The sequence below is a fragment of the Streptomyces sp. CC228A genome, assembly GCF_021390935.1.
In the GTDB taxonomy this organism is placed as follows: Bacteria; Actinomycetota; Actinomycetes; order Streptomycetales; family Streptomycetaceae; genus Streptomyces.
In genome coordinates, this window is sequence record NZ_JAJPUI010000009.1 from 241,808 (window position 1) to 263,819 (window position 22,012).

Here is a 22,012-nt window from a genome sequence, read left to right on the forward strand (position 1 = left end):
ACCCCGCGGGACCCGGCCGGGGCGCTGGGAGCGTCGGGTGCACGGGGGACGGCGCGGGCCGTACCGACGCGGCGGTGGCGCGGGGGCCGGAGGGGCCGGAGAGCCCGAAGAAGCCGACCTCCCCGCGGAGGCCGGCCGGCGCGGGCGGCCCGCACAGGCCGGCGGGCCGCGGGCGCAGGAGACGGCCGACGGAGGAGCCCAGGGGGCGCGCGAAGGGACGGCCGAGGGGGCGGCCGGAGGGGCCGAGAGGCTCCAGGGCGCCGTCGGAGTCCCCGGTGCGGGCGGGAGCGCGGACGCCGAGGACGTGTCCGAGGACGCGGCCGAGGACGCGGCCGAGGCCGCCGACGCCACCCGCAGCACCGAGGCCCGCGGCGTAAGCGGCGGCCGTGACCCGCTCGCGGCGCTCGTGCGGCTCATGCCTCCCCTGCACGGGGCCGACGAGCACGTGGACTGGGCTGCGGCCGAGCGGCGGTGGGGCGTCGGCTTCCCCGCGGACTACCGCGCCTTCATGGCCCGCTACGGCGGCGGCACGATCAACGGAGAGGCCGTCGTGCTGCTGCCGCTGCCGCAGCCGGGCCTCCGGTGGGCGCCCGCCGACATCGCCGAGGAGACCGGCAACGCACGGCTCGTCCAGGAGCAGGAGGGCGGGCCGGGCCTGCCGGGCGGACCCGGCGGCGACCTGCTCGCCTGGGGCGTGACCGCCGGGGCGGACATCCTGTGCTGGCTCACCGCCGACCCGGACCCCGACCGCTGGCCGGTCGTGGTGTGCGGGCGGCACACGTCCGAGCGGTTCACCGTCCACCCGTACGGCATGGCGGAGTTCCTGGCGCGGCTGCTCGGCGACGAGTTCGACGAGCCGCCGGTCAGCCTGGTCTTCTGGGACGGCGCGCCCGCCCGCTTCGTGCACTGGCGGGAGGAGCAGCGCCGCTACCTCGCGGGCCTCGACCCCGTCACCGGGGAACCCGACCCGTACGCCGGACCCGGGCCCGGGTGACGCGGTGCCGTGCCCCTTATGCCGACCCGGGCCCGGGTGACGTGGCGCCGTGACCGTGTGCCGGTCCGGACCGGGGCCCGGGTGACGTGGCGCCGTGACCTGTGTGCCGACCCGGACCCGGGCCCGGGTGGCGACGGCGCCGCACCGTGCGGCACGCCGGGGCAACGGGGCCGGGAGGCGCACCTGAGAGACTGGGCGCGATGAGTACGACACCGCAGCACCGCAGCGCCGACGCCCCCGACGCCGCCGGGGGCCCGCGCGTCCCGAGACCTTCCGCGCCCGCGCCGAGATCGACCTCGGCGCGCTGCGCAGCAACGTGCGCGCGCTGCGGGCCCGCGTCGCCCCCAAGGCGCCCGGGTCATGGCCGTGGTGAAGGCCGACGGCTACGGCCACGGGGCGGTGCCGTGCGCCCGCGCCGCGCTGGCCGCGGGCGCGGCCTGGCTGGGCACGGCCACGCCGTACGAGGCGCTCGCGCTGCGGGCGGCCGGCATCGACGCGCCGCTGCTGTGCTGGCTGTGGACGCCCGGCGGGCCCTGGCGGGCGGCCGTCGACGCGGACGTCGACGTGGCGGTCAGCGGTCTGTGGGCGCTGGACGAGGTCACCGAGGCGGCCCGGGCGGCCGGTCGCCCCGCGCGGATCCAGCTCAAGGCCGACACCGGGCTCGGCCGCAACGGCTGCCTGCCCGCCGACTGGCCGCACATGGTGGGCGAGGCACTGAAGGCGCAGGCCGACGGGCTCGTGCGGATCACCGGCCTGTGGTCGCACTTCGCGTGCGCCGACGAGCCCGGGCACCCGTCTGTGAACGCCCAACTGGCGCAGTTCCACGACATGCTGGAGTACGCGGAGAAGGCCGGGGTCGAGCCGGAGGTGCGGCACATGGCCAACTCCCCCGCCACCCTCACCCTCCCGGAGACGCACTTCGACCTCGTACGGACCGGGGTGGCCCTCTACGGCATCTCGCCCGCCCCGGAGCTGGGCACCCCCGCCGACTTCGGGCTGCGGCCCGTGATGCGGCTGTCGGCGCACGTGGCGTCCGTGAAGCAGGCCCCGCCCGGCCTCGGCATCAGCTACGGCCACCACTACGTCACCGACCGCGACACGCACCTGGCGCTCGTCCCGGTCGGCTACGCCGACGGCGTGCCGCGCCACGCCTCCGGGCGGGGACCCGTCCTGCTGGGCGGGAAGGTGCGGACGGCCGCCGGCCGGATCGCGATGGACCAGTTCGTCGTCGACCTCGGCGAGGACACCGTCCGGGTCGGCGACCGCGCCGTCCTGTTCGGCCCCGGCGACGACGGCGAGCCCACGGCCGAGGACTGGGCGCGGGCCGCGGACACCATCGCGTACGAGATCGTGACCCGCGTCGGCACGCGCGTGCCGCGCGTCTACCTGGACGCGGACGCTGGCCGGGACGACGACGCGGACGCGGACGCGGGCCGGGACGACGACGGGGACGGGGACGCGGGCCCGGGCGGGCCCGGCGGAGCGGACGCGTAGCGCCGAGGGGGAGCCGTGGGCGGGACGACCGGGGCCGGGAAGGCCGTCGCGGGGGCCGTCGACACCGCAGTGGAGAGCGGTGGCGGCTGGCGCCGCGCGGGCTTCGCCGGGGCGGCGATAGGGATCGTCGCGGCGGGCGCCGCGGCCGGTGTCGCCCTGGAGCGGCTCACCGTGGGGCGCGGCATGCGCCGTCGTGCCCGGCCGCGCTGGACGCGGCGGGGCCCTTCGGCGGGCTGCGCGGCACCCCGGGCACCGCGCCCGCGGAGGACGGCACGGCGCTGGCGTACGAGGTGGAGGAGGCGGAGCCGGGTGCCCCGCAGCTCACCGTCGTCTTCTGCCACGGCTACTGCCTCAACCAGGACGCCTGGCACTTCCAGCGCGCCGCACTGCGCGGCCGGGTCAGGACGGTGCACTGGGACCAGCGCAGCCACGGCCGGTCGGCCCGCGGCACCGCGCAGAGCGGCCCGGACGCGGTGCCCGTCACGATCGACCTGCTGGGCCGCGACCTGAAGGCGGTGCTGGACGCCGCCGCGCCCGAGGGCCCGCTGGTGCTGGTGGGGCACTCCATGGGCGGTATGACGATCATGGCGCTGGCCGACCAGTACCCGGAGTTCGTACGGGAGCGGGTGGCCGGCGTCGCCCTGGTCGGCACGTCCTCGGGGCGGCTCGCCGAGGTGAGCTACGGGCTTCCGGCTGCGGGCGTCGACGCGGTGCGGAAGGTGCTGCCGGGGGTCCTGCGCGCCATGGGGGCGCGCGCGGAGCTCGTGGAGCGAGGGCGGCGGGCCACGGCGGACCTCTTCGCCGGACTGGTCAAGCGGTACAGCTTCGGGTCGCGGGACGTCGACCCGGTCGTCGCGCGGTTCGCGGAGCGCATGATCGAAGCCACGCCCATCGACGTGGTCGCGGAGTTCTACCCGGCGTTCGCGGCGCACGACAAGGCGGAGGCGCTCGCCGTCCTCGCGGACGCGGAGGTGCCGGTGCTGGCGCTGGTCGGGGAGCGGGACATGATCACCCCCTGGGCCCACACCGAGGCCATGGCCGCGCTGCTCCCGGGCGCCGAGCTGGTCGTCGTGCCCGACGGCGGCCACCTGGTGATGCTGGAGCACCCGGACACGGTCACCGACCGGCTGCTGGCCCTGCTCGCCCGCGCCGGCGCCGACCTGCGCGACCACGGCTGACGCCCGGCCCGCCCGCGGGACCCCGAGCCGGGGCCGCGGCTGCGCGCGCCGCTGGTGGCGGGCTGGTCGGGGGCGTACGCGGGCGACGCGGGCGGCTGCGCGCGCCGCTGGTGGCGGGCTGCTCGGGGGCGTACGCGGGCGGCGTCGGCGGCCTCGCGCGGCGGTGGTGGCCGGGCTGGTCGGGGACGTACGCGGACGGTGCCGGCGGAGCGGTTACCTTGGCACACATGGAAGCAGCGCACCCCTCCGCCACCGCACCGCACATCCCCGCCGCCGACGTCGCGGCCACCGCCCGCCTCACCGTGCACGCGCCCGAGGAGATGCAGGACCTCGGGCGCGCACTGGCCGGGCTGCTGCGCCCCGGAGACCTCGTGATGCTCACCGGCGAGCTGGGCGCGGGCAAGACGACCCTGACGCGCGGCCTGGGCGAGGGACTCGGGGTGCGCGGCGCGGTCACGTCGCCCACCTTCGTCATCGCCCGCGTCCACCCGTCGCTGACCGGCGGCCCCGCTCTGGTGCACGTGGACGCCTACCGGCTGGGCGGCGGGCTCGACGAGATGGAGGACCTGGACCTCGACGTCTCGCTGCCGGACTCCGTCGTGGTCGTGGAGTGGGGCGAGGGCAAGGTGGAGGACCTCACGGAGGACCGCCTGCACGTGGTGATCGACCGGGTCGTCGGGGACACGGACGACGACCGCCGCCAGGTCACCCTGACGGGGGTGGGGGAGCGCTGGGCGGGCGTGGACCTCGCGCTGGTCTGAGAGCCGTACGCGCGTGCCGTACGTTCCGACAAGCCGTCGGTAAATTGTTGCGCGGTACCTCCGAAGCGTGGTCACATGGAGATCAGACCTTGGTTAGGTTCACCTAACTACGCTTGGAGCCGGGAGGCAACCATGCCGCAGCAGCAGCCGAGGCGGCAGCCGGAACGGCCGCCGGAGCACCGGCAGCCGTCGGACGTGTCGATGCGCGACCTGCTCGCGTCCTGCGCGGCGGCCAGCGCCGTGTCCACACCGCCCCGCCCGGCTCCCGCCGCCGCATCCGGCGAGCCGTCCGGCGACGCCCCCGAGGACGGCGCCCCCCACGAGGCACCCCGCGCGGCGTAACCGCAACCCGGCTGCCGGGCGCTTCTGCGGCCCGGTTGCGGGACGGGCGGGTCGCGGCGGCAACTCCCCTGAGGGAAGCACGCACGGTCCGCGGCCGGCAGGAGCGGAACGGTCCGTGACCCGCACGAGCGACGGTCCGCCGCGCAGCCCTGGTCACGGAAGCCCGCGCGGCGACACCCCCGAGGCCACGGCCACCCCGTACGGAACGCGCCCGGGGTACGGAACCCCGCGAGGCGGAACCCCAGGCCAAAGAGGCCCCCACGCACCGGCACACCGCAGGAGGGAGCCCGCAGGGGAGGCCCCGAGGGTGAGGGAGCCCCGCGGCGGCGTGGCAGCGGCCGGGCGGCTCAGGGAACGACGACGACCTTCGCGTTGACGGTCGCGAACTTCCACAGCGCGTCCCCGTCCTCGCGGCTCATCCGCACCCCGCCCGTGCGGCGCGTCGGGTCCGGGCTGGGCGTCGAGCCGTCCACGGCCGCGCTGAAGCCGATCGTCACGCCGTCCACCGAGGCGAACCGCACCACGTGCTCCACCTGCACCCCGTCGGACCCCTGCACGTTGCCCGAGCGCGACGTCACCTTGTAGGAACCCGGCGCCGGGTGCACCGTGCTCGGCATCACCGTGAACGTCCGGGACACCTCACCGGACTCCTCCACCAGCCACACCCGGCGCTCCGCCAGGGCGTACACCACCCGTTCCCCCGAACCGGACTGCTCGGGCGCCGCCGGCACCTGCTGCCCCGTGGACGCGGACGCCCCCGGGGCCGGGGAGGCGCCGGGGGCGGAGGGCGGGGCGGACGGTTCCGCGGAGGAAGCGCCGGCCTTGCCGCCCCGCAGGTCCGCGGGGGCGGTCGCGGACGCCTGGTAGGCCAGGAAGCCGACCGCCGCCAGTGCCGCCGCGGTGAGCCCGGCCACGAATCCCGAGCTGCTCCTTGCCACGCTGCCCCACCTCTCCTACGACCTGTCGATGTGACGGTAGCAGCAGCTCCGGGAGGGCACCTGGCCGCCGTACTCCACCCTGCGGGAGCCGTAGGCTGTTCGCGTGCTGCTGCTCGCCATGGATACCGCCACACCCGCCGTCACCGTCGCTCTCCACGACGGGCGGTCCGTCGTCGCCCGGTCGGGCCGGGTCGACGCGCGCCGGCACGGGGAACTGCTGCTGCCCGCCGTGCACCGCGTGCTCACCGAGGCCGGGCTCGCCCTGGACGCCGTCACCGACGTCGTCGTGGGCGTCGGCCCCGGCCCGTACACCGGGCTGCGCGTCGGCCTGGTGACCGCCGCCACCTTCGGCTCCGCGCTGGGCGTGCCCGTGCACGGGGTGTGCACCCTGGACGGCCTCGCGTACGCCTCCGGGCTGGACGAGCCGTTCGTCGTCGCCACGGACGCCCGCCGCAAGGAGGTCTACTGGGCCCGGTACGACGACTGCCGGACCCGGGTGACGGAGCCGGCGGTGGACCGGCCCGCCGACATCGCCGCCGAGGTCGCCGGGCTGCCCGCCGTGGGCGCGGGCGCGCGGCTGTACGGCGAGGTGTTCCCGGACGCCCGCGACCCCGAGCACCAGTCGGCCGACGCGCTGGCCGCCCTGGCGGCGGAGCGGCTCGCGGCCGGGGAGGCGCTGCTGCCGCCGCGCCCCTGTACCTGCGGCGGCCGGACGCCCAGGTGCCGAAGAACTACAAGGTGGTCACCCCGCAGTGACCGAGGCGGCCCTGCGCGAGATGCGCTGGTGGGACATCCCGCCGGTGCTGGAACTCGAACGCGACCTGTTCCCCGAGGACGCCTGGTCGGAAGGCATGTTCTGGTCGGAGCTCGCGCACGCGCGCGGCCCCGCGGCGACGCGCCGCTACGTGGTGGCGGAGGCCGGCGGCCGGATCGTCGGCTACGCGGGGCTCGCGGCGGCCGGCGGGCTCGGCGACGTCCAGACCATCGCCGCCGCGCGCGACCAGTGGGGCACCGGGCTCGGCGCCCGGCTCCTCAGCGAGCTGCTGCGCAGTGCCACGGACTTCGAGTGCCGGGAAGTGCTGCTGGAGGTCCGGGTCGACAACGCCAGGGCGCAGCGGCTCTACGAGCGCTTCGGTTTCGAGCCGATCGGCTTCCGGCGCGGCTACTACCAGCCGGGGAACGTGGACGCGCTGGTGATGCGGCTGACGGTACGGGACGGAGCCGCCCAGGACGCGGCCGCCTCCGAAGCCGCCGCCCCGGAAGCCGCTGTCGCGGAGGCCGCCGCCCCGGAGGCCGCCGCCCCGGAGGCTGCCGCTGAGGGGAGCGCCGCCGCCCAGGACCCCCGCGCACCGGAAGACCCCGGCGCGCGCCCGCACCGCGTACGCCGGGCGGGCGCACAAGACCCCGACGACGCCGTACGGGGCGATGCCGTACCGGACGATCCGCGGGCCGGCGGCGCACAAGACGACGACGTACAAGAAGACCCGATGGAAAGCGCTGAGAGCCATGGCTGACGAACCCCTCGTCCTCGGTATCGAGACCTCCTGCGACGAGACCGGCGTCGGCATCGTCCGCGGCACCACCCTGCTCGCGAACGCGGTCGCGTCGAGCGTCGACGACCACGCCCGCTTCGGCGGCGTCGTCCCCGAGATCGCGTCCCGCGCCCACCTGGAGGCGATGGTCCCGACCATCGAGCGGGCCCTGAAGGAGGCCGGTGTCACGGCCCGCGACCTGGACGGCGTCGCGGTGACGGCGGGCCCCGGCCTGGCGGGCGCGCTGCTCGTCGGCGTCTCGGCGGCGAAGGCGTACGCGTACGCGCTGGGCAAGCCGCTGTACGGGGTGAACCACCTCGCGTCGCACATCTGCGTGGACCAGCTGGAGCACGGCCCGCTGCCCGAGCCGACGATGGCGCTGCTGGTCAGCGGCGGCCACTCGTCCCTGCTGCTGGCCCCGGACATCACCTCGGACGTCCGGCCCATGGGCGCGACGATCGACGACGCGGCCGGCGAGGCCTTCGACAAGATCGCCCGCGTGCTGAACCTGGGCTTCCCCGGAGGCCCGGTCATCGACCGGCTCGCCAAGGAGGGCGACCCGGCGGCCATCGCGTTCCCGCGCGGCCTGACCGGGCCGCGCGACCCAGCGTACGACTTCTCCTTCTCCGGTCTCAAGACGGCCGTGGCCCGCTGGGTCGAGGCCAGGCGGAACGCCGGCGAGGACGTGCCCGTGCGCGACGTGGCGGCGTCCTTCCAGGAGGCGGTCGTGGACGTCCTGACCCGCAAGGCCGTGCGGGCCTGCAAGGACCAGGGCGTCGACCACCTGATGATCGGGGGCGGCGTGGCGGCGAACTCCCGGCTGCGGGCCCTGGCGCAGGAGCGCTGCGAGCGCGCCGGGATCCGCCTGCGCGTGCCGCGCCCGGGGCTGTGCACCGACAACGGCGCGATGGTCGCCGCCCTCGGCGCAGAGATGGTCGCCCGCAACCGCCCGGCCTCCGACCTCGGCCTCTCCGCGGACTCCTCGCTGCCGGTGACGGACCCCCACGTGCCGGGAGACCACTCCCACGCCCACGACCACGACCACGATCACCTGCACGAGCTCAGCAAGGAGAACCTGTACTCGTGACGGTGACCCTGATGTGGGAGGCCCGGGCGGTCGCCGGCCGGGGACCGGAGCTGCTGGCCTGGGCGCGCGCCCAGCGCCTCGACGCCGTACCGCTCCGCCGGGAGACGTTCACCGCCACCGGGGACCGCGTGCTGGTCCTGACCTGGTGGGAAGGCGACGGCGACGGGGTCCCGGAACTCCCCGACCCCCCGGCCGAGCTGCTCACCCGCCCGGTGCACCGCTGGCGCTTCACGTCCCTCGGAGTCGACGCCACCCCAGGCCTCGACACGCCCACCGCCACCGACGCGCCCCGCTGAGGCGGCGGGAAGCCCGCCGTCGACGCGCCCCGCTGAGGCGGCTCGGTGTCCGCCGTTGATGGGCCCCACGGTGGCGAGGAGGGCGCGACAGCACGGCGGCCGCCGGTCGCGCGTGCTCCCGTGGCCCTCGCCCTGGGCGTCCCGGCTGTCCCCGCGGCCGCAGGGCTCGCGGCCGCGGGCCCTGCGGGGCGCGGCGTCGGCCGGTGGGCGCTGACCCGCTCCCGCCTGCCGCCGCCCGGCCCGGCTACCGGCCTGGTCCGCGGAGGGGCGGCCAAGCCTGTGCCTCGGCGGGTGCGCCCCGGTCTCGGTTCCGCCGGCAGCCGGCGCCGCACGGCCGGTGTGGTGGACCGCCCCGGGGGCGGTCGGCCGCTGCGGCAGGGAACGCCCTGCTGGGGCGCGCAGAGCGGGTAGGCGCCCACACGCGGCGGCAGGCACGGCGCGCCGAGGGCCTGCCGGAAGCCGCGCTGCACCCTCACTCGGCCGGAGGACCGCCCCCGGCCCCTATGCCCGCCCCGCCGGGTGGCCCACGAGCATCGTCGGAGCCCCCGCCACCCGCGTGAGGAAGACCGTCGCCGCGTGCGGGCCCTTCGGCTTCACCTTGCGGCGCAGCTCCTCCGGCTCCACCGCGGAGCCCCGCTTCTTCACCGTCAGGACGCCCACCTCGCGCTCCCGCAGGAGCGCCTTCAGCTTCTTCAGGTTGAAGGGCAGCGTGTCGGTGATCTCGTACGCCGTCGCGTACGGCGTGGCCCGCAGCTCGTCGGCCGTCACGTAGGCGATGGTCGGGTCGACGAGCCCGCCGCCGACCTCGCGGGCCACCTCCGCGACCAGATGGGCCCGGATCACGGCACCGTCCGGCTCGTACAGGTAGCGCCCCACCGGCCGGACCGGTGCCGCCGGCGGCTGTCCGGCCGCCGCGAGGCTGGCCCCGGAGGGGAGCAGCGTGGCCCGTACGGACCCGGGGGCCGTGCCGAACCACAGCACCGCCTCCTTCACGTCACCGCCGTCCGAGATCCACTCCGCCTCGGCCTCCCGCGGGATCACCTCGTGCGGGATGCCCGGCGCGATCTTGAGCGCCGCGTGCGGGGCCGTACGGGCCTTGTCGACGGCCCAGGACAGCGGCGGCGAGTACGCCTCCGGGTCGAACACCCGGCCCCGGCCGCCGCGCCGCGCCGGGTCCACGAACACGGCGTCGTACCCGGCCGTGCCGACCTCCGCCACGTCGGCGCAGCGCACCTCCACGAGGTCCGCGACGCCCAGCTCGGCGGCGTTGGCGCGGGCCACCGCCGCGGTCAGCGGGTCCCGGTCGACGGCGAGCACCCGGACGCCGGCCCGGGCCAGGGCCAGCGCGTCGCCCCCGATGCCGCAGCACAGGTCCGCGACGCTGCCCACGCCCAGCCGGGCGAAGGCCGCCGCGCGGTGCTCCGCGACGGCCCTGCGGGTGGACTGCTCGACGCCGTGCGGCGTGAAGTACATGCGGTGGGCGTCCGCGCCGAACTTCGCCACGGCCCGCTGGCGCAGCCGGGCCTGCCCCAGCGCCGCCGACACCAGCTCCGTGGGGTGCGTGCGGCGCAGCCGGGACGCGACGGCCAGCTCCTGGGCGGGGTCGTAGTCGCGCAGTTCGTCGAGCAGGGCCCGGCCCTCGTCGGTGAGCAGCGCGGAGAAGGCGGCGAGATCGGTCACCCGCCCCATTCTGGGCCACCGGTGACCGGACGCTGTGGGCCGGGCGGGGGATGGTGCGGACCGTGCGGCGGTGTCGGGCGGGTGCGGACCCGCCGCGCTGACAGGATGCGGCGCCATGCAGCTAGTACGACAAAGAGGGTCATTCGGGGTGTGGCGGGCGTTCTGCGTGGTGTGCCTCGGACGGCTCGGGAAGCCCGGGGGGCCGGGAAGGCCGGGGGAGCTGTGCGAGCCGGGCAAGCCCGGGGCGCGCGGACGCTCCGGCCCGCTGGGGTGGGCGGCGGCCCGGCTGGCGCGGCTCACCTCGCCCCTGCACCTCACCTGGCTCCTGCGCTTCGCGGGGCTCCTGCACCTCACGCCGCTCCCGCGTCTCATCGGGTGCCTGAGCTTCACGGGGCACCTGCGACTCGCCGGGCGCCTGCGGCCCATCGGGCGCCTGCGGCTTATCGGGCACCTGCGCCTTGCGCAGCTCTTGCGCCTTGTGCAGCTCTCGCGCCTTGTGCGCCTCCCACGCCTCACCCGGCGCCTCCACCTCACACAGCTCCCGCACCTGACGCAGCTCCGGCACCGCACCCGGCTCCTGCACCTCACACAGCTCCCGCACCGCGCCCGGCTCCTGCACCGCGCTCGGCTCCTGCACCGCGCCCGGCTCCCGCGCCTCACACAGCTCCCGCACCTCACGCGGGAGCGGCGCCTGCGGAGGATCCGGTGCCGGTTCGTGGTCGCCGCCCTGCTCGCCGCGTCGCTCGGTACGGCCTGCGGCGCGCGGGACGCCGGACCGGAGGTGGCGGCCCTGGGCGGGGCCCAGCCGGCGGTGGGCGGCAGGCGCAGCCGCTGACGCCGTCGGGAGCGATCACCGCGTACGTCGAGCGCTACCGCCGGGCGCAGGCCGCACGGGTGGCCGCGGCGAAGAAGTGGGGCCTCAAGCAGACCCCGTTGACCCCTCCCGCGCCGCCCGCCGTGAAACCGGACATCCCCTTCCGCAAGGGCTTCGGCGTCGGGGACCCCACGCTGCCGCCGGTCTTCACCACCGTCCCGACCGAGGACCGCGTCGTCTTCCTCACCATCGACGACGGCGCCGAGAAGGACCCGGAGCTGCTGCGGATGATGGCCGAACTGGACATCCCGTACAGCGCCTTCCTCAGCGACTACCTCGTACGCGAGGACTACGGCTACTTCCGGCGGATGCAGGACCAAGGGGTGGCCCTGCACAACCACACCCTCAACCACCGGTACATGCCGGCGCTGTCGTACGCGGAGCAGAAGCGCGAGATCTGCGGTCAGCAGGACACCCTCGAAAAGCGGTTCGGCACCCGGCCCACCCTGTTCCGCCCGCCGTACGGCAACTACAACCGCGACACCCTGCGGGCCGCCGCGTCCTGCGGCATCAAGGCGGTGCCGCTGTGGGCGTCGGAGGCGTTCCCCGACCGCATGGAGTGGCGCGAGTGGGACAGGGACCTGCACCCCGGCGACATCGTGCTGACCCACTTCCGCGGACGCTCCCACTGGAAGGGCACGATGGCCGACATGGTCCGGCAGGCCATGGACACGATCACCGCACGCGGCTACGCGGTGGCCCGCCTGGAGGACTACGTCGGCTAGCCCCGCACCCGGCACCCTGTGCCGCTTGCCGTACGGCAGGCCGCCGCGGCGCCCGGTGGGCCCCCGCCGCCGCGCCGGCGGACCCGCTCACGGTGCCCGCGGCGCGGGTGGTCCGGCCCGCCCGCGGCCCCCGTCCCGCGGGGCCGCTCCCGCGCCGCGCCGCGGCGAATTGGCACTCCGCTTGACCGAGTGCTAATCGCGGTCATAGTCTCAGCTCTGGCACTCCCCGAGGGAGAGTGCCAACACAGCGACGGGCAGGTCCGGCACCCGCGACGACGGATCCACCTGGTCGCCACCTCAGACAGTAGACCCCGTGAGATCTCCGAAGGGGGAGGTCGGATCGTGACGACCACCAGCTCCAAGGTTGCCATCAAGCCGCTTGAGGACCGCATCGTGGTCCAGCCGCTCGACGCCGAGCAGACCACGGCCTCTGGCCTGGTCATTCCGGACACCGCCAAGGAGAAGCCCCAGGAGGGCGCAGTCCTGGCAGTGGGCCCGGGCCGCTTCGAGAACGGCGAGCGTCTCCCGCTCGACGTGAAGGTCGGCGACGTCGTGCTCTACAGCAAGTACGGCGGCACCGAGGTCAAGTACAACGGCGAGGAGTACCTCGTCCTCTCGGCCCGCGACGTGCTCGCGATCATCGAGAAGTAAGACCTCGCATCTGCCTTGATGCCTTGATGCCTTGAGGTCGCGCCCCTGGCTCCCGATGCCGTGCTGCCGCACCTGCGCCGGGCGGCGAGGGGCGCCGCCTTTTTCTCCACCGAGTACCGAGAGGGCTGAATCGCTCCCATGGCGAAGATCCTGAAGTTCGACGAGGACGCCCGTCGCGCCCTTGAGCGCGGCGTCAACAAGCTTGCCGACACGGTCAAGGTGACGATCGGCCCCAAGGGCCGCAACGTCGTCATCGACAAGAAGTTCGGCGCCCCGACCATCACCAACGACGGTGTCACCATCGCGCGTGAGGTCGAGCTCGAGGACCCGTACGAGAACCTCGGCGCCCAGCTGGTGAAGGAGGTGGCGACCAAGACCAACGACATCGCGGGTGACGGTACGACCACCGCCACCGTGCTGGCCCAGGCCCTCGTCAAGGAGGGTCTGCGCAACGTCGCCGCCGGCGCCTCCCCGGCCGCCCTCAAGAAGGGCATCGACGCCGCCGTCAAGGCCGTCTCCGACGAGCTGCTCGCCACGGCCCGCCCGATCGAGGAGAAGTCCGACATCGCGGCCGTCGCCGCGCTGTCCGCCCAGGACCAGCAGGTCGGCGAGCTCATCGCCGAGGCGATGGACAAGGTCGGCAAGGACGGTGTCATCACCGTCGAGGAGTCCAACACCTTCGGCCTGGAGCTGGACTTCACCGAGGGCATGGCCTTCGACAAGGGCTACCTGTCCCCGTACATGGTGACCGACCAGGAGCGTATGGAGGCCGTCCTCGACGACCCGTACATCCTGATCAACCAGGGCAAGATCACCTCCATCGCGGACCTCCTGCCGCTGCTGGAGAAGATCATCCAGGCCGGCGCCTCGAAGCCGCTGCTGATCATCGCCGAGGACGTCGAGGGCGAGGCTCTGTCGACCCTGGTCGTCAACAAGATCCGCGGCACCTTCAACGCGGTCGCGGTCAAGGCCCCCGGCTTCGGCGACCGCCGCAAGGCGATGCTGCAGGACATGGCGGTCCTCACCGGCGCCACGGTCATCTCCGAGGAGGTCGGCCTCAAGCTCGACCAGGCCGGCCTGGACGTGCTCGGCAGTGCCCGCCGAGTCACCGTCACCAAGGACGACACCACGATCGTCGAGGGCGCCGGCAAGTCCGAGGACGTCACCGGTCGCGTCGCGCAGATCAAGGCCGAGATCGAGTCCACCGACTCCGACTGGGACCGCGAGAAGCTCCAGGAGCGCCTCGCGAAGCTGGCCGGCGGCGTGTGCGTCATCAAGGTCGGCGCCGCCACCGAGGTGGAGCTGAAGGAGAAGAAGCACCGTCTGGAGGACGCCATCTCCGCGACCCGCGCCGCGGTCGAGGAGGGCATCGTCTCCGGTGGCGGCTCCGCGCTGGTCCACGCCGTCAAGGTCCTTGAGGGCAACCTCGACAAGGAAGGCGACGAGGCCACCGGTGTCGCCGTCGTCCGCCGCGCCGCCGTCGAGCCGCTGCGCTGGATCGCGGAGAACGCCGGCCTGGAGGGCTACGTCATCGTCTCCAAGGTCGCCGAGCTGGAGAAGGGCAACGGCTACAACGCCGCCTCCGGCGAGTACGGCGACCTGGTGAAGGCCGGCGTCATCGACCCGGTCAAGGTCACCCGCTCCGCGCTGGAGAACGCCGCGTCCATCGCCTCCCTGCTGCTCACCACCGAGACCCTCGTGGTGGAGAAGAAGGAAGAAGAGGCCGAGGCGGGCCACGGCCACGGCCACGGTCACGGCCACTCCCACTGACGTCTGACGGACGTTCAGAGCACCGAGGCCCGGTGCCCCGCCCAGGGGCACCGGGCCTCGCCCGTGCGCGAGCACGCCCGCCGTACGCAGCGGGACGGCCTCCTCTGCACGGACCGTCCCCGCCCCCTGGTCGACCGGGCCGCTTTCGCGAGGGGCGGCCGTCGCCATCCGGCCCGTCCCTCCCGCACGCCGCACCCATCTGCGGGCCGTCACCCTGCAGGCGACTTGCCGCGCCCGGCGCACCTGCCCGTACGCCCGACGCGGCCACCCCCTGTGCCCGGCGCAGCGGCGGATGAGGCGCCCCATGCGGCCGGTCCGCGTGCCCGACGCAGCCGCTGACGCGACGCAGCCGCTGACGCGACGCCCGACACACCGCCCGCCCGCACGCCCGACGCCTCCTGACACACCGGGCCCGCCCGCCTGAACCAACGCCCGTGGCCAGCCCGGCATCGCGCCCGCCGCCCCCGCCGCCCCCGGCCCGCGCGCCCGGTGCGACGCCTACGCCGGGCCGTACTTGCGGCCCGCCCGCGAGCTCACCCCGCCCAGCAGCCCCCGCGGCGCCAGCTTCACCACGCCCATGAGCGCCTTGTAACGCGGGTCCGGTACGGACAGGGTGCGGCCCCGGGCCAGGTCGGCCAGCGCCTCCGACACCACCTTGTCGGCGTCCAGCCACATCCACCCCGGGATGTTGTCCGTGCCCATTCCGGCCCGCTGGTGGAACTCGGTCCGCACGAACCCCGGGCACAGCGCCATCAGCCGGACCCCGCTGCCCGCCAGGTCGCGCGCCGCGCCCTGCGTGAACTGCACGACCCACGCCTTGGACGCCCCGTACGTGCCGCGCGGCACGAACGCGGCGACGGACGCGACGTTCACCACGCCACCCCGCCGACGCTCGCGCATCGCCTCCGTCGCCGCCGACGTCAGCCGCAGCACCGCCTCGCAGTGCACCTTCAGCATCCGCAGCTCGTCCGCCATCTTCACGTCGAGGAAGCGGCCCTTGTTGCCGAACCCGGCGTTGTTCACCAGCAGGTCGACCGGGCGCTTCCGGTCGGCGAGCCGCGCCTCGACGGCGGCGATCCCCTCGTCGGTCGCCAGGTCCGCGGCCAGCACCTCCGCCTCCACGCCGTGCCGGTCGTGCAGCTCGGTCGCCTGCTCCCGCAGCCGGTCCGTATCGCGGGCCACCAGGACCACATCGTGGCCGTCCGCCGCCAGGCGCCGCGCGAACGCGGCCCCGATCCCCGCGGTCGCGCCAGTAATCAGTGCACTCGTCATACGCGGCACGTTAGTGCCCCGCACCCCCGCGCGGGCGCGCGCCCACGATCCCCGCACAACCCCCGTCAGGTCGTGCGCCCCCTACCGCGTCGCCGCCCGCCCCGGGACGGCGACGCTCCTGCGAGGGCGCTCCCTAGCCCTGGGCCGCGTACTTCCTTGCCCGCTCGCGGAGTTCGGGGTGCGGGGCGTCACCCGCCGCCAGGACGCGGCGCAGCAGCTCCCGCTCCGTCGTCTGCGCCCGGAACGCCAGCCCCACCGTCACCTCGTGGTCCGGCCGGTGCACGATCTCCACGGGATCGCCCGCCCGCACCTCCCCCGGCTCGACCACCCGCAGGTACGCGCCCGGCGCGGCCCGCTCCGTGAACCGCTTCACCCAGCCCCGCTCGCCCAGCCAGCTCGCGAACGTACGGCACGGGATGCGCGAGGTCGTCACCTCCAGGACCAGCGACCCGCCGATCCGCCACCGCTCCCCGAGCCGCGCCCCGTCCACGTCCAGTCCCGCTGTCGTGAGGTTCTCACCGAACACGCCGTTGGCGAGCGGCCGTCCCAGCTCCCGCTCCCAGTGGTCCAGCTCCTCCCGGGCGAACGCGTACACCGCCTGGTCCGAGCCGCCGTGGTGGCGCAGGTCGCACACGGCGTCCCCGGCCACACCGCCCCCGCCGGTGCCCTTCGGTCCCGGGTCGCTGACTCGTATCGGCCCCTCCACCGGGTACTTGCCGATGCCCGTGGCGCCACTCGGCGCGTCGGAGTAGTCGACGCTCCTGGCCCGCCCCACGTTCACCGTCAGCAGCCGTCCGCCCACCGTGCCGTCGCTCATCGCGCTGCCCCTCCTGCTTCTCCTCGCGCGGTCTTCCGGTCGGGCACGCTACCGCATCGACTCAAAGCGGGCAGCGAATATTGCGGCGCCCACCCAAGCTGCCCTTATAGTCGAGGGGTGATCGAAGCCCGCCACCTCCGCGTCCTGCGCGCCGTGGCCGCCACCGGGTCCTTCTCCGCGGCGGCCCGCGAGCTCGGCTGCACCCAGCCCGCGGTCAGTCAGCAGATGAAGGCGCTGGAGTCGTCCGCCGGAACCCCGCTGCTCGTCCGCACCGGCCGGGAGATGCGGCTGACCCAGGCGGGCGAGGCGCTCGTGCGGCACGCCGCCGGTATCCTCGCGGGGCTGACCGCCGCCGAGGAGGAGGTCGCCGCCATCGCGGGGCTGCGGGCCGGGCGGGTCCGGCTCGTGTCGTTCCCCAGCGGCAGTTCCACGCTCGTCCCGGCCGCCCTGGCCGCCCTGCGCGCCGCCCACCCCGGCACCCGGGTGTCCCTCGTCGAGGCCGAACCGCCGCGCTCGGTCGAGATGCTGCGCGAGGGCGACTGCGACGTGGCGCTCGCCTTCCGGTACGGCGGCGGGGCGGCGGCCGAGTCGGAGTGGCAGGACCTCGTCGTGCGCCCCCTCCTCACCGACCGGCTCGTGAGCCTCGTACCCGAGGGCCACCGGCTGGCCGGCGCGGACTCCCTCACCATCGGCGAACTGGCGGATGAGCCGTGGATCGCCGGCTGCCCCCGCTGCCGCCGCCAGCTGGTGGACGTCTGCCGGACCGCCGGCTTCGCGCCCCGCATCGACTTCGCGACCGACGACTACCCGGCGGTCGTCGGACTGGTGGGCGCCGGACTGGGCGTGGCAGTGCTCCCGGAGCTGGCCATCGCCTCCGTACGGCCCCGGGGCACCCGGACCGTCGCGGTGGAGCCGCGCGTGGAGCGGGAGATCGTCGCCCTCACCCTCCCGGACCTGGCGCAGGTCCCGGCCGTGGCGGCCACCCTGGACCAACTCGCGGCCGCCGCGACCCGCGCGTAACGCCCCACCCGCCGGCCGACGCCGCCCCCGACCGCCCCGGCCTGCCGCCGCCACGCGCGGTGGTCCCGGGCCTGCTGCCTGACGCGCCCGCTGACCCCACACCCCCGCTGCCGCCCCGCGCACGTCGTGGCCGGACCGGCCTTCTGCGCGGCGGTGCGCAGCACCGTACGGCCGCGGCGCGGGGGCGCGCGCCGTGGCGGCCGGCGCCCGCGGGGACGCGTACGGCCCCCGGAGAGGTCCGTACGGCAGGCCCGTACAGCAGGCGCGCGCAACAGGGCCGAGGCGCGCAACAGGCCCGCACGGCTTCCGTGCGGGCCTGCTGAAACGTTCCTTCAGCGGTCTGTCCGGCATGGCTTCGCGGGGGCGGCCCCTCCGGTCCCGTCCGGCCTTCCCCGGTCCTCCATGTCCTGCCCTGTTCCCCGGTCCTCCCCTGCCCTCGTCGCCGGCGCTCCGCGCGGGTTCCGGGCGCTCAGCCCTTGCCGCCCGCCGCGGACGTCGTGATCAGCCGGGTGCGCGCCCTGCCCATCAGCTCCTCGCGCTCGTCCTCGGTGAGGCCGCCCCACACTCCGTAGGGCTCCCGCACGGCGAGTGCGTGGGCCGCGCACTCCGCGCGGACCGGGCATCGCATGCAGACCTCCTTCGCCGAGTTCTCACGCGCGCTCCGCGCCGCGCCGCGCTCCCCCTCGGGGTGGAAGAAGAGCGAACTGTCGACCCCTCGGCAGGCAGCCAGCAGCTGCCAGTCCCAGAGGTCGGCGTTGGGTCCGGGAAGGCGGGAGAAATCTGCCATAGCGCATGTCCCCTTGTAACCGGTACGGAGTCGGTACTGAGCCCACCGCGGGGCTCGTTGCGCGGACGTCTTGTCGCAGTAGATGTAAATATGACTCATTGCGAATCTAGCCACAGACACCAGCAAAGGGAAGGAAAAGGCGCTAAATGGGGCATAGCTCTGTGTGAGATGGCGGTCGGGTGACAGCGAGACGCCGATGACCTGCGGCGCTCTCCTCCGTAGGCGACTCCTCACGTAGAGTGTTGGAGTCGGTGCCCGTCCCCGTAACTCTTTCGGGTGACCGTCGTTGAGAGAGCGGAGGCGGTTGAAGCAACCGGCCCTCGGGCAGATGTCCGGGGCCGTCAACCGCACAGGTGACGATTCGTAACCAGCCTGGAGGCCCAAGGTGACGCGCATCAGCTGCGGAGGGCGGTCATGACTTCCGTCCTCGTCTGCGACGACTCCCCGCTTGCCCGAGAAGCGCTACGGCGCGCCGTCGCGACCGTGCCCGGTGTCGAGCGCGTGACGACGGCGGCCAACGGCGAGGAAGTCCTCCGCCGCTGGGGCGCCGACCGCTCCGACCTGATCCTTATGGACGTACGCATGCCCGGTCTGGGCGGCGTGGAGACCGTCCGCCGGCTGCTGTCCGCGGACCCCGGCGCCCGCATCATCATGCTGACCGTCGCCGAGGACCTCGACGGTGTGGCGCTCGCCGTGGCCGCCGGCGCCCGGGGGTACCTGCACAAGGATGCCTCGCGCGCCGAGCTGCGGGCGACCGTCACCCAGGCCCTCGCCGACCCCACCTGGCGGCTCGCCCCGCGCCGGCTGCGGTCCGCGGAGATGGGCGCCGCGCCCACGCTCACCGCGCGGGAGATCCAGGTGCTCGAAGGCATGAGCCACGGCCGCTCGAACGCCGAGATCGGCCGTGAGCTGTTCCTCTCGGAGGACACGGTCAAGACCCACGCCCGGCGGCTGTTCAAGAAGCTCGGTGCCTCGGACCGGGCCCACGCGGTCGCGCTCGGCTTCCGCTGGGGCCTGGTGCGCTAGGCCCGTGTCCGCGAGGTCCCGCCCGCACCGCGGGCGGACAGCGCCGCTGCCGGGGCGCTCCCCGGCGCCGGGGCCGTCATGCCCGTGATGCCCCCGTCCGCACCGCGGCGGACGGGGCGGCGCACGCCTGATGTCTGTTTCCGGCGCGATGCCGCATCCTTGAGGGGTGGAGCTCCTCGGGGACGAGTCGATCGAGCGGGAGGGGAGGGCGCAGGGGATGACGTCCGGCGCACCTGCTCATAACGCTTCGGTGCACAAGGCGGGACGCGGTGCCACGGAGCAGACGCGGTCAAGGCACCATGGACCGATGCACGACGACCAGACGCCGACGTCTCCCGCGCCCCCCGCGGCGGCCGGGGCGATCGGCGCACTCGTGCACCGCGCGGTGGAGGGCGACGAGCAGGCCACCCACGACCTGCTCGCCCATGTCCACCCGCTGGCCCTGCGGTACTGCCGCACCAAGCTGAACCGGCTCCCCGGCGACGCCCGGCACTTCGTCGAGGACCTCGCGCAGGAGGTCTGCGTCGCCGTCCTGATGGCCCTGCCGCGCTACCGGGACACCGGTCGGCCGTTCGAGGCGTTCGTCTTCGCCATCGCCGGTCACAAGATCGCCGACCTGCAGCGGGCGGCCATGCGGCACCCCGGCTCCACCGCCGTACCCTCCGACGAGATGCCCGAGCGGCCCGACGACTCCCTCGGCCCCGAGGAGCGCGCCCTGCTCAGCGACGACGCGGAATGGGCCCGCAGGCTCCTCGCCAACCTCCCGGAGAACCAGCGCGAACTGCTGCTGCTCCGGGTGGCCGTGGGGCTCACCGCCGAGGAGACCGGGCAGATGCTCGGCATGTCCCCCGGTGCCGTACGGGTCGCCCAGCACCGCGCGCTCAGCCGGCTCCGGGCGCTCGCCGAGCAGTGAGCACGCCGCCCGGCGGCAGCGCGGGCGGGCCGCGGTCCCTCACCGAACCCCGCGGGGCACCCGGGGGCCTCCGCCACCCCACCCGGGCCCGTCCTGGGCCCGTCGCTATGGCGGATGTCATACGTGTGAACGTCCAAAGCTTCCGGCTGATCTTGCTCGTGGAATGAGACACCCGCGCGGCCCGTTAGCATGGACATCTGCACCGATCAAGGCCATGGGGAAGGTGTCATGACTGCCAACGTCGACGGAGTGCCCGAGAAATTCGCGACACTCGGGCTGACCTACGACGATGTGCTGCTGCTGCCAGGGGCGTCCGACATGGCGCCCCACGAGATCGACACCTCCACGCAGCTCTCCAGGAACGTCCGGATCAACATCCCGCTGCTGTCGGCCGCCATGGACAAGGTGACCGAGTCCCGCATGGCCATCGCCATGGCGCGGCAGGGCGGCGTCGGCGTCCTGCACCGCAACCTGTCCATCGCGGACCAGGCCAACCAGGTCGACCTGGTGAAGCGCTCCGAGTCCGGCATGGTCACGGACCCGATCACGATCCACCCGGACGCCACGCTCGCCGAGGCCGACGCGCTGTGCGGCAAGTTCCGCATCTCCGGCGTCCCGGTCACCGACCCCGCGGGCAAGCTGCTGGGCATCGTCACCAACCGCGACATGGCCTTCGAGACCGACCGCACCCGCCGAGTGCGCGAGGTCATGACGCCCATGCCGCTGGTCACCGGCAAGGTCGGCATCTCCGGCGTGGACGCCATGGAGCTGCTGCGCCGCCACAAGATCGAGAAGCTGCCGCTCGTCGACGACGAGGGCCTCCTCAAGGGCCTGATCACCGTCAAGGACTTCGTCAAGGCGGAGCAGTACCCGAACGCGGCGAAGGACAAGGAGGGCCGCCTCCTCGTCGGCGCCGCCGTCGGTGTCGCGGGCGACGCCTACGAGCGCGCCCAGGCGCTGATCGAGGCGAGCGTCGACTTCATCGTCGTCGACACCGCCCACGGCCACTCCAAGCTGGTCGGCGACATGGTCGCCAAGATCAAGTCGAACGCGTCCGTCGACGTCATCGGCGGCAACGTCGCCACCCGCGACGGCGCCCAGGCGCTGATCGACGCGGGCGTCGACGCGATCAAGGTCGGGGTCGGCCCCGGCTCCATCTGCACCACCCGCGTGGTCGCCGGCATCGGCGTCCCGCAGGTCACCGCCATCTACGAGGCGTCCGTCGCCGCCAAGGCGGCCGGCGTCCCCGTCATCGGCGACGGCGGCCTCCAGTACTCCGGCGACATCGCCAAGGCGCTGGTCGCCGGTGCCGACACCGTGATGCTCGGCTCCCTGCTCGCCGGCTGCGAGGAGTCCCCGGGCGAGCTGCTCTTCATCAACGGCAAGCAGTTCAAGTCGTACCGCGGCATGGGCTCCCTCGGGGCCATGCAGTCCCGCGGCGAGCAGCGCTCCTTCTCCAAGGACCGCTACTTCCAGGAGGGCGTCGCGTCCGACGAGAAGATCGTGCCCGAGGGCGTCGAGGGCCAGGTGCCCTACCGCGGCCCGCTGTCCGCGGTCGTCCACCAGCTCGTCGGCGGTCTGCGCCAGTCGATGTTCTACGTCGGCGGCAGGACCGTCCCCCAGCTGCAGGAACGCGGCCGGTTCGTCCGCATCACGTCCGCGGGCCTGAAGGAGAGCCACCCGCACGACGTCCAGATGACGGTCGAGGCGCCGAACTACAGCACCCGCAAGTAGCGGCGGCGCGCGCGGCCGCCACGGCACCCGCGCGCCCCGGCCGGCAGCGCCCACCGCACGGAAGGGGCGGCCCGGAACACCCGGGCCGCCCCTTCCGCATGCGCCGCCTGGCGCCCGGTCG

The 22,012-nt window shown here is 74.8% G+C and carries 16 protein-coding genes and 5 pseudogenes; 16 read left to right on the forward strand and 5 right to left on the reverse strand.

From position 1 onward, the window contains the following. Nucleotides 1–304: 304 nt before the first annotated feature. The 5 genes and pseudogenes from L6E17_RS24615 to L6E17_RS24635 all read left to right on the forward strand — a co-directional run bounded on the left by L6E17_RS24615 (nucleotide 305) and on the right by L6E17_RS24635 (nucleotide 4,769). Nucleotides 305–994, forward strand: a complete 690-nt coding sequence (locus L6E17_RS24615) for an SMI1/KNR4 family protein (RefSeq protein WP_236242888.1) — start codon at nucleotides 305–307, stop codon at nucleotides 992–994. A 289-nt stretch (nucleotides 995–1,283) separates the two neighbouring features. Beyond that, nucleotides 1,284–2,488: pseudogene (gene alr / locus L6E17_RS24620) on the forward strand (alanine racemase). Nucleotides 2,489–2,503: 15 nt separating this feature from the next. Then, a pseudogene (locus L6E17_RS24625) lies at nucleotides 2,504–3,666 on the forward strand (alpha/beta fold hydrolase). A 227-nt stretch (nucleotides 3,667–3,893) separates the two neighbouring features. Then, nucleotides 3,894–4,427, forward strand: a complete 534-nt coding sequence (gene tsaE, locus L6E17_RS24630; protein WP_236242889.1) for a tRNA (adenosine(37)-N6)-threonylcarbamoyltransferase complex ATPase subunit type 1 TsaE — start codon at nucleotides 3,894–3,896, stop codon at nucleotides 4,425–4,427. A 132-nt stretch (nucleotides 4,428–4,559) separates the two neighbouring features. Continuing rightward, nucleotides 4,560–4,769 carry a hypothetical protein gene (locus L6E17_RS24635; protein ID WP_236242890.1) on the forward strand — a complete coding sequence of 70 codons (210 nt, stop codon included), beginning with the start codon at nucleotides 4,560–4,562 and terminating at the stop codon, nucleotides 4,767–4,769. Nucleotides 4,770–5,116: 347 nt separating this feature from the next. Here L6E17_RS24635 and L6E17_RS24640 read toward each other — a convergent pair whose 3' ends face one another. Then, on the reverse strand, nucleotides 5,117–5,707 hold the full coding sequence (locus L6E17_RS24640; RefSeq protein WP_236242891.1) for a L,D-transpeptidase: 591 nt from the start codon (nucleotides 5,705–5,707) through the stop codon (nucleotides 5,117–5,119). A 103-nt stretch (nucleotides 5,708–5,810) separates the two neighbouring features. On the opposite strand from L6E17_RS24640, the pseudogene tsaB reads away from it, so the two are divergent. The 4 genes and pseudogenes from tsaB to L6E17_RS24660 all read left to right on the forward strand — a co-directional run bounded on the left by tsaB (nucleotide 5,811) and on the right by L6E17_RS24660 (nucleotide 8,622). Further along, a pseudogene (tsaB, locus tag L6E17_RS24645) lies at nucleotides 5,811–6,463 on the forward strand (tRNA (adenosine(37)-N6)-threonylcarbamoyltransferase complex dimerization subunit type 1 TsaB). 20 nt (nucleotides 6,464–6,483) lie between these two features. Continuing rightward, nucleotides 6,484–6,915 (forward strand): annotated as a pseudogene (gene rimI, locus L6E17_RS24650) (ribosomal protein S18-alanine N-acetyltransferase); the annotation flags it as partial. Between the two features lie 298 nt (nucleotides 6,916–7,213). Beyond that, nucleotides 7,214–8,326 carry a tRNA (adenosine(37)-N6)-threonylcarbamoyltransferase complex transferase subunit TsaD gene (tsaD, locus tag L6E17_RS24655; RefSeq protein WP_236242892.1) on the forward strand — a complete coding sequence of 371 codons (1,113 nt, stop codon included), beginning with the start codon at nucleotides 7,214–7,216 and terminating at the stop codon, nucleotides 8,324–8,326. A gap of 11 nt (nucleotides 8,327–8,337) precedes the next feature. After that, a complete protein-coding gene (locus L6E17_RS24660) occupies nucleotides 8,338–8,622 on the forward strand; it encodes a hypothetical protein (protein ID WP_236242917.1) in 285 nt (94 codons plus the stop codon). A gap of 501 nt (nucleotides 8,623–9,123) precedes the next feature. Here the strand turns inward: L6E17_RS24660 and L6E17_RS24665 are convergent. Further along, a complete protein-coding gene (locus L6E17_RS24665; protein WP_236242893.1) occupies nucleotides 9,124–10,311 on the reverse strand; it encodes a class I SAM-dependent methyltransferase in 1,188 nt (395 codons plus the stop codon). A gap of 706 nt (nucleotides 10,312–11,017) precedes the next feature. Between L6E17_RS24665 and L6E17_RS24670 the strand changes: the two are divergent. From L6E17_RS24670 to groL, 3 genes and pseudogenes are all read left to right on the forward strand, one after another. Then, nucleotides 11,018–11,901 (forward strand): annotated as a pseudogene (locus tag L6E17_RS24670) (polysaccharide deacetylase family protein). A gap of 342 nt (nucleotides 11,902–12,243) precedes the next feature. Further along, nucleotides 12,244–12,552 carry a co-chaperone GroES gene (groES, locus tag L6E17_RS24675; RefSeq protein ID WP_020132158.1) on the forward strand — a complete coding sequence of 103 codons (309 nt, stop codon included), beginning with the start codon at nucleotides 12,244–12,246 and terminating at the stop codon, nucleotides 12,550–12,552. Nucleotides 12,553–12,690: 138 nt separating this feature from the next. Next, nucleotides 12,691–14,322: a chaperonin GroEL gene (gene groL / locus L6E17_RS24680; protein WP_236242894.1), complete on the forward strand. Its 1,632-nt coding sequence runs from the start codon at nucleotides 12,691–12,693 to the stop codon at nucleotides 14,320–14,322. A 498-nt stretch (nucleotides 14,323–14,820) separates the two neighbouring features. On the opposite strand, the gene L6E17_RS24685 is transcribed toward groL, so the two are convergent. Beyond that, complete coding sequence (locus L6E17_RS24685; protein WP_236242895.1) at nucleotides 14,821–15,594, reverse strand: SDR family oxidoreductase; 774 nt, start codon at nucleotides 15,592–15,594, stop codon at nucleotides 14,821–14,823. A gap of 133 nt (nucleotides 15,595–15,727) precedes the next feature. Beyond that, nucleotides 15,728–16,411 carry an MOSC domain-containing protein gene (locus L6E17_RS24690; protein WP_236242896.1) on the reverse strand — a complete coding sequence of 228 codons (684 nt, stop codon included), beginning with the start codon at nucleotides 16,409–16,411 and terminating at the stop codon, nucleotides 15,728–15,730. A 117-nt stretch (nucleotides 16,412–16,528) separates the two neighbouring features. On the opposite strand from L6E17_RS24690, the gene L6E17_RS24695 reads away from it, so the two are divergent. Then, nucleotides 16,529–17,431 carry a LysR family transcriptional regulator gene (locus L6E17_RS24695; RefSeq protein ID WP_236242897.1) on the forward strand — a complete coding sequence of 301 codons (903 nt, stop codon included), beginning with the start codon at nucleotides 16,529–16,531 and terminating at the stop codon, nucleotides 17,429–17,431. A 469-nt stretch (nucleotides 17,432–17,900) separates the two neighbouring features. Here the strand turns inward: L6E17_RS24695 and L6E17_RS24700 are convergent, their stop codons facing one another. Beyond that, nucleotides 17,901–18,218, reverse strand: a complete 318-nt coding sequence (locus L6E17_RS24700) for a WhiB family transcriptional regulator (protein ID WP_071264081.1) — start codon at nucleotides 18,216–18,218, stop codon at nucleotides 17,901–17,903. Between the two features lie 414 nt (nucleotides 18,219–18,632). Between L6E17_RS24700 and L6E17_RS24705 the strand changes: the two genes are divergently transcribed. The 3 genes from L6E17_RS24705 to guaB all read left to right on the forward strand — a co-directional run bounded on the left by L6E17_RS24705 (nucleotide 18,633) and on the right by guaB (nucleotide 21,891). After that, nucleotides 18,633–19,244, forward strand: coding sequence for a response regulator transcription factor (locus L6E17_RS24705; RefSeq protein WP_003948568.1), 612 nt, complete (start codon nucleotides 18,633–18,635; stop codon nucleotides 19,242–19,244). 307 nt (nucleotides 19,245–19,551) lie between these two features. Continuing rightward, nucleotides 19,552–20,157 carry a sigma-70 family RNA polymerase sigma factor gene (locus tag L6E17_RS24710; protein ID WP_071264083.1) on the forward strand — a complete coding sequence of 202 codons (606 nt, stop codon included), beginning with the start codon at nucleotides 19,552–19,554 and terminating at the stop codon, nucleotides 20,155–20,157. Between the two features lie 228 nt (nucleotides 20,158–20,385). Next, nucleotides 20,386–21,891 carry an IMP dehydrogenase gene (gene guaB / locus L6E17_RS24715; protein ID WP_236242898.1) on the forward strand — a complete coding sequence of 502 codons (1,506 nt, stop codon included), beginning with the start codon at nucleotides 20,386–20,388 and terminating at the stop codon, nucleotides 21,889–21,891. Nucleotides 21,892–22,012: the final 121 nt, after the last annotated feature.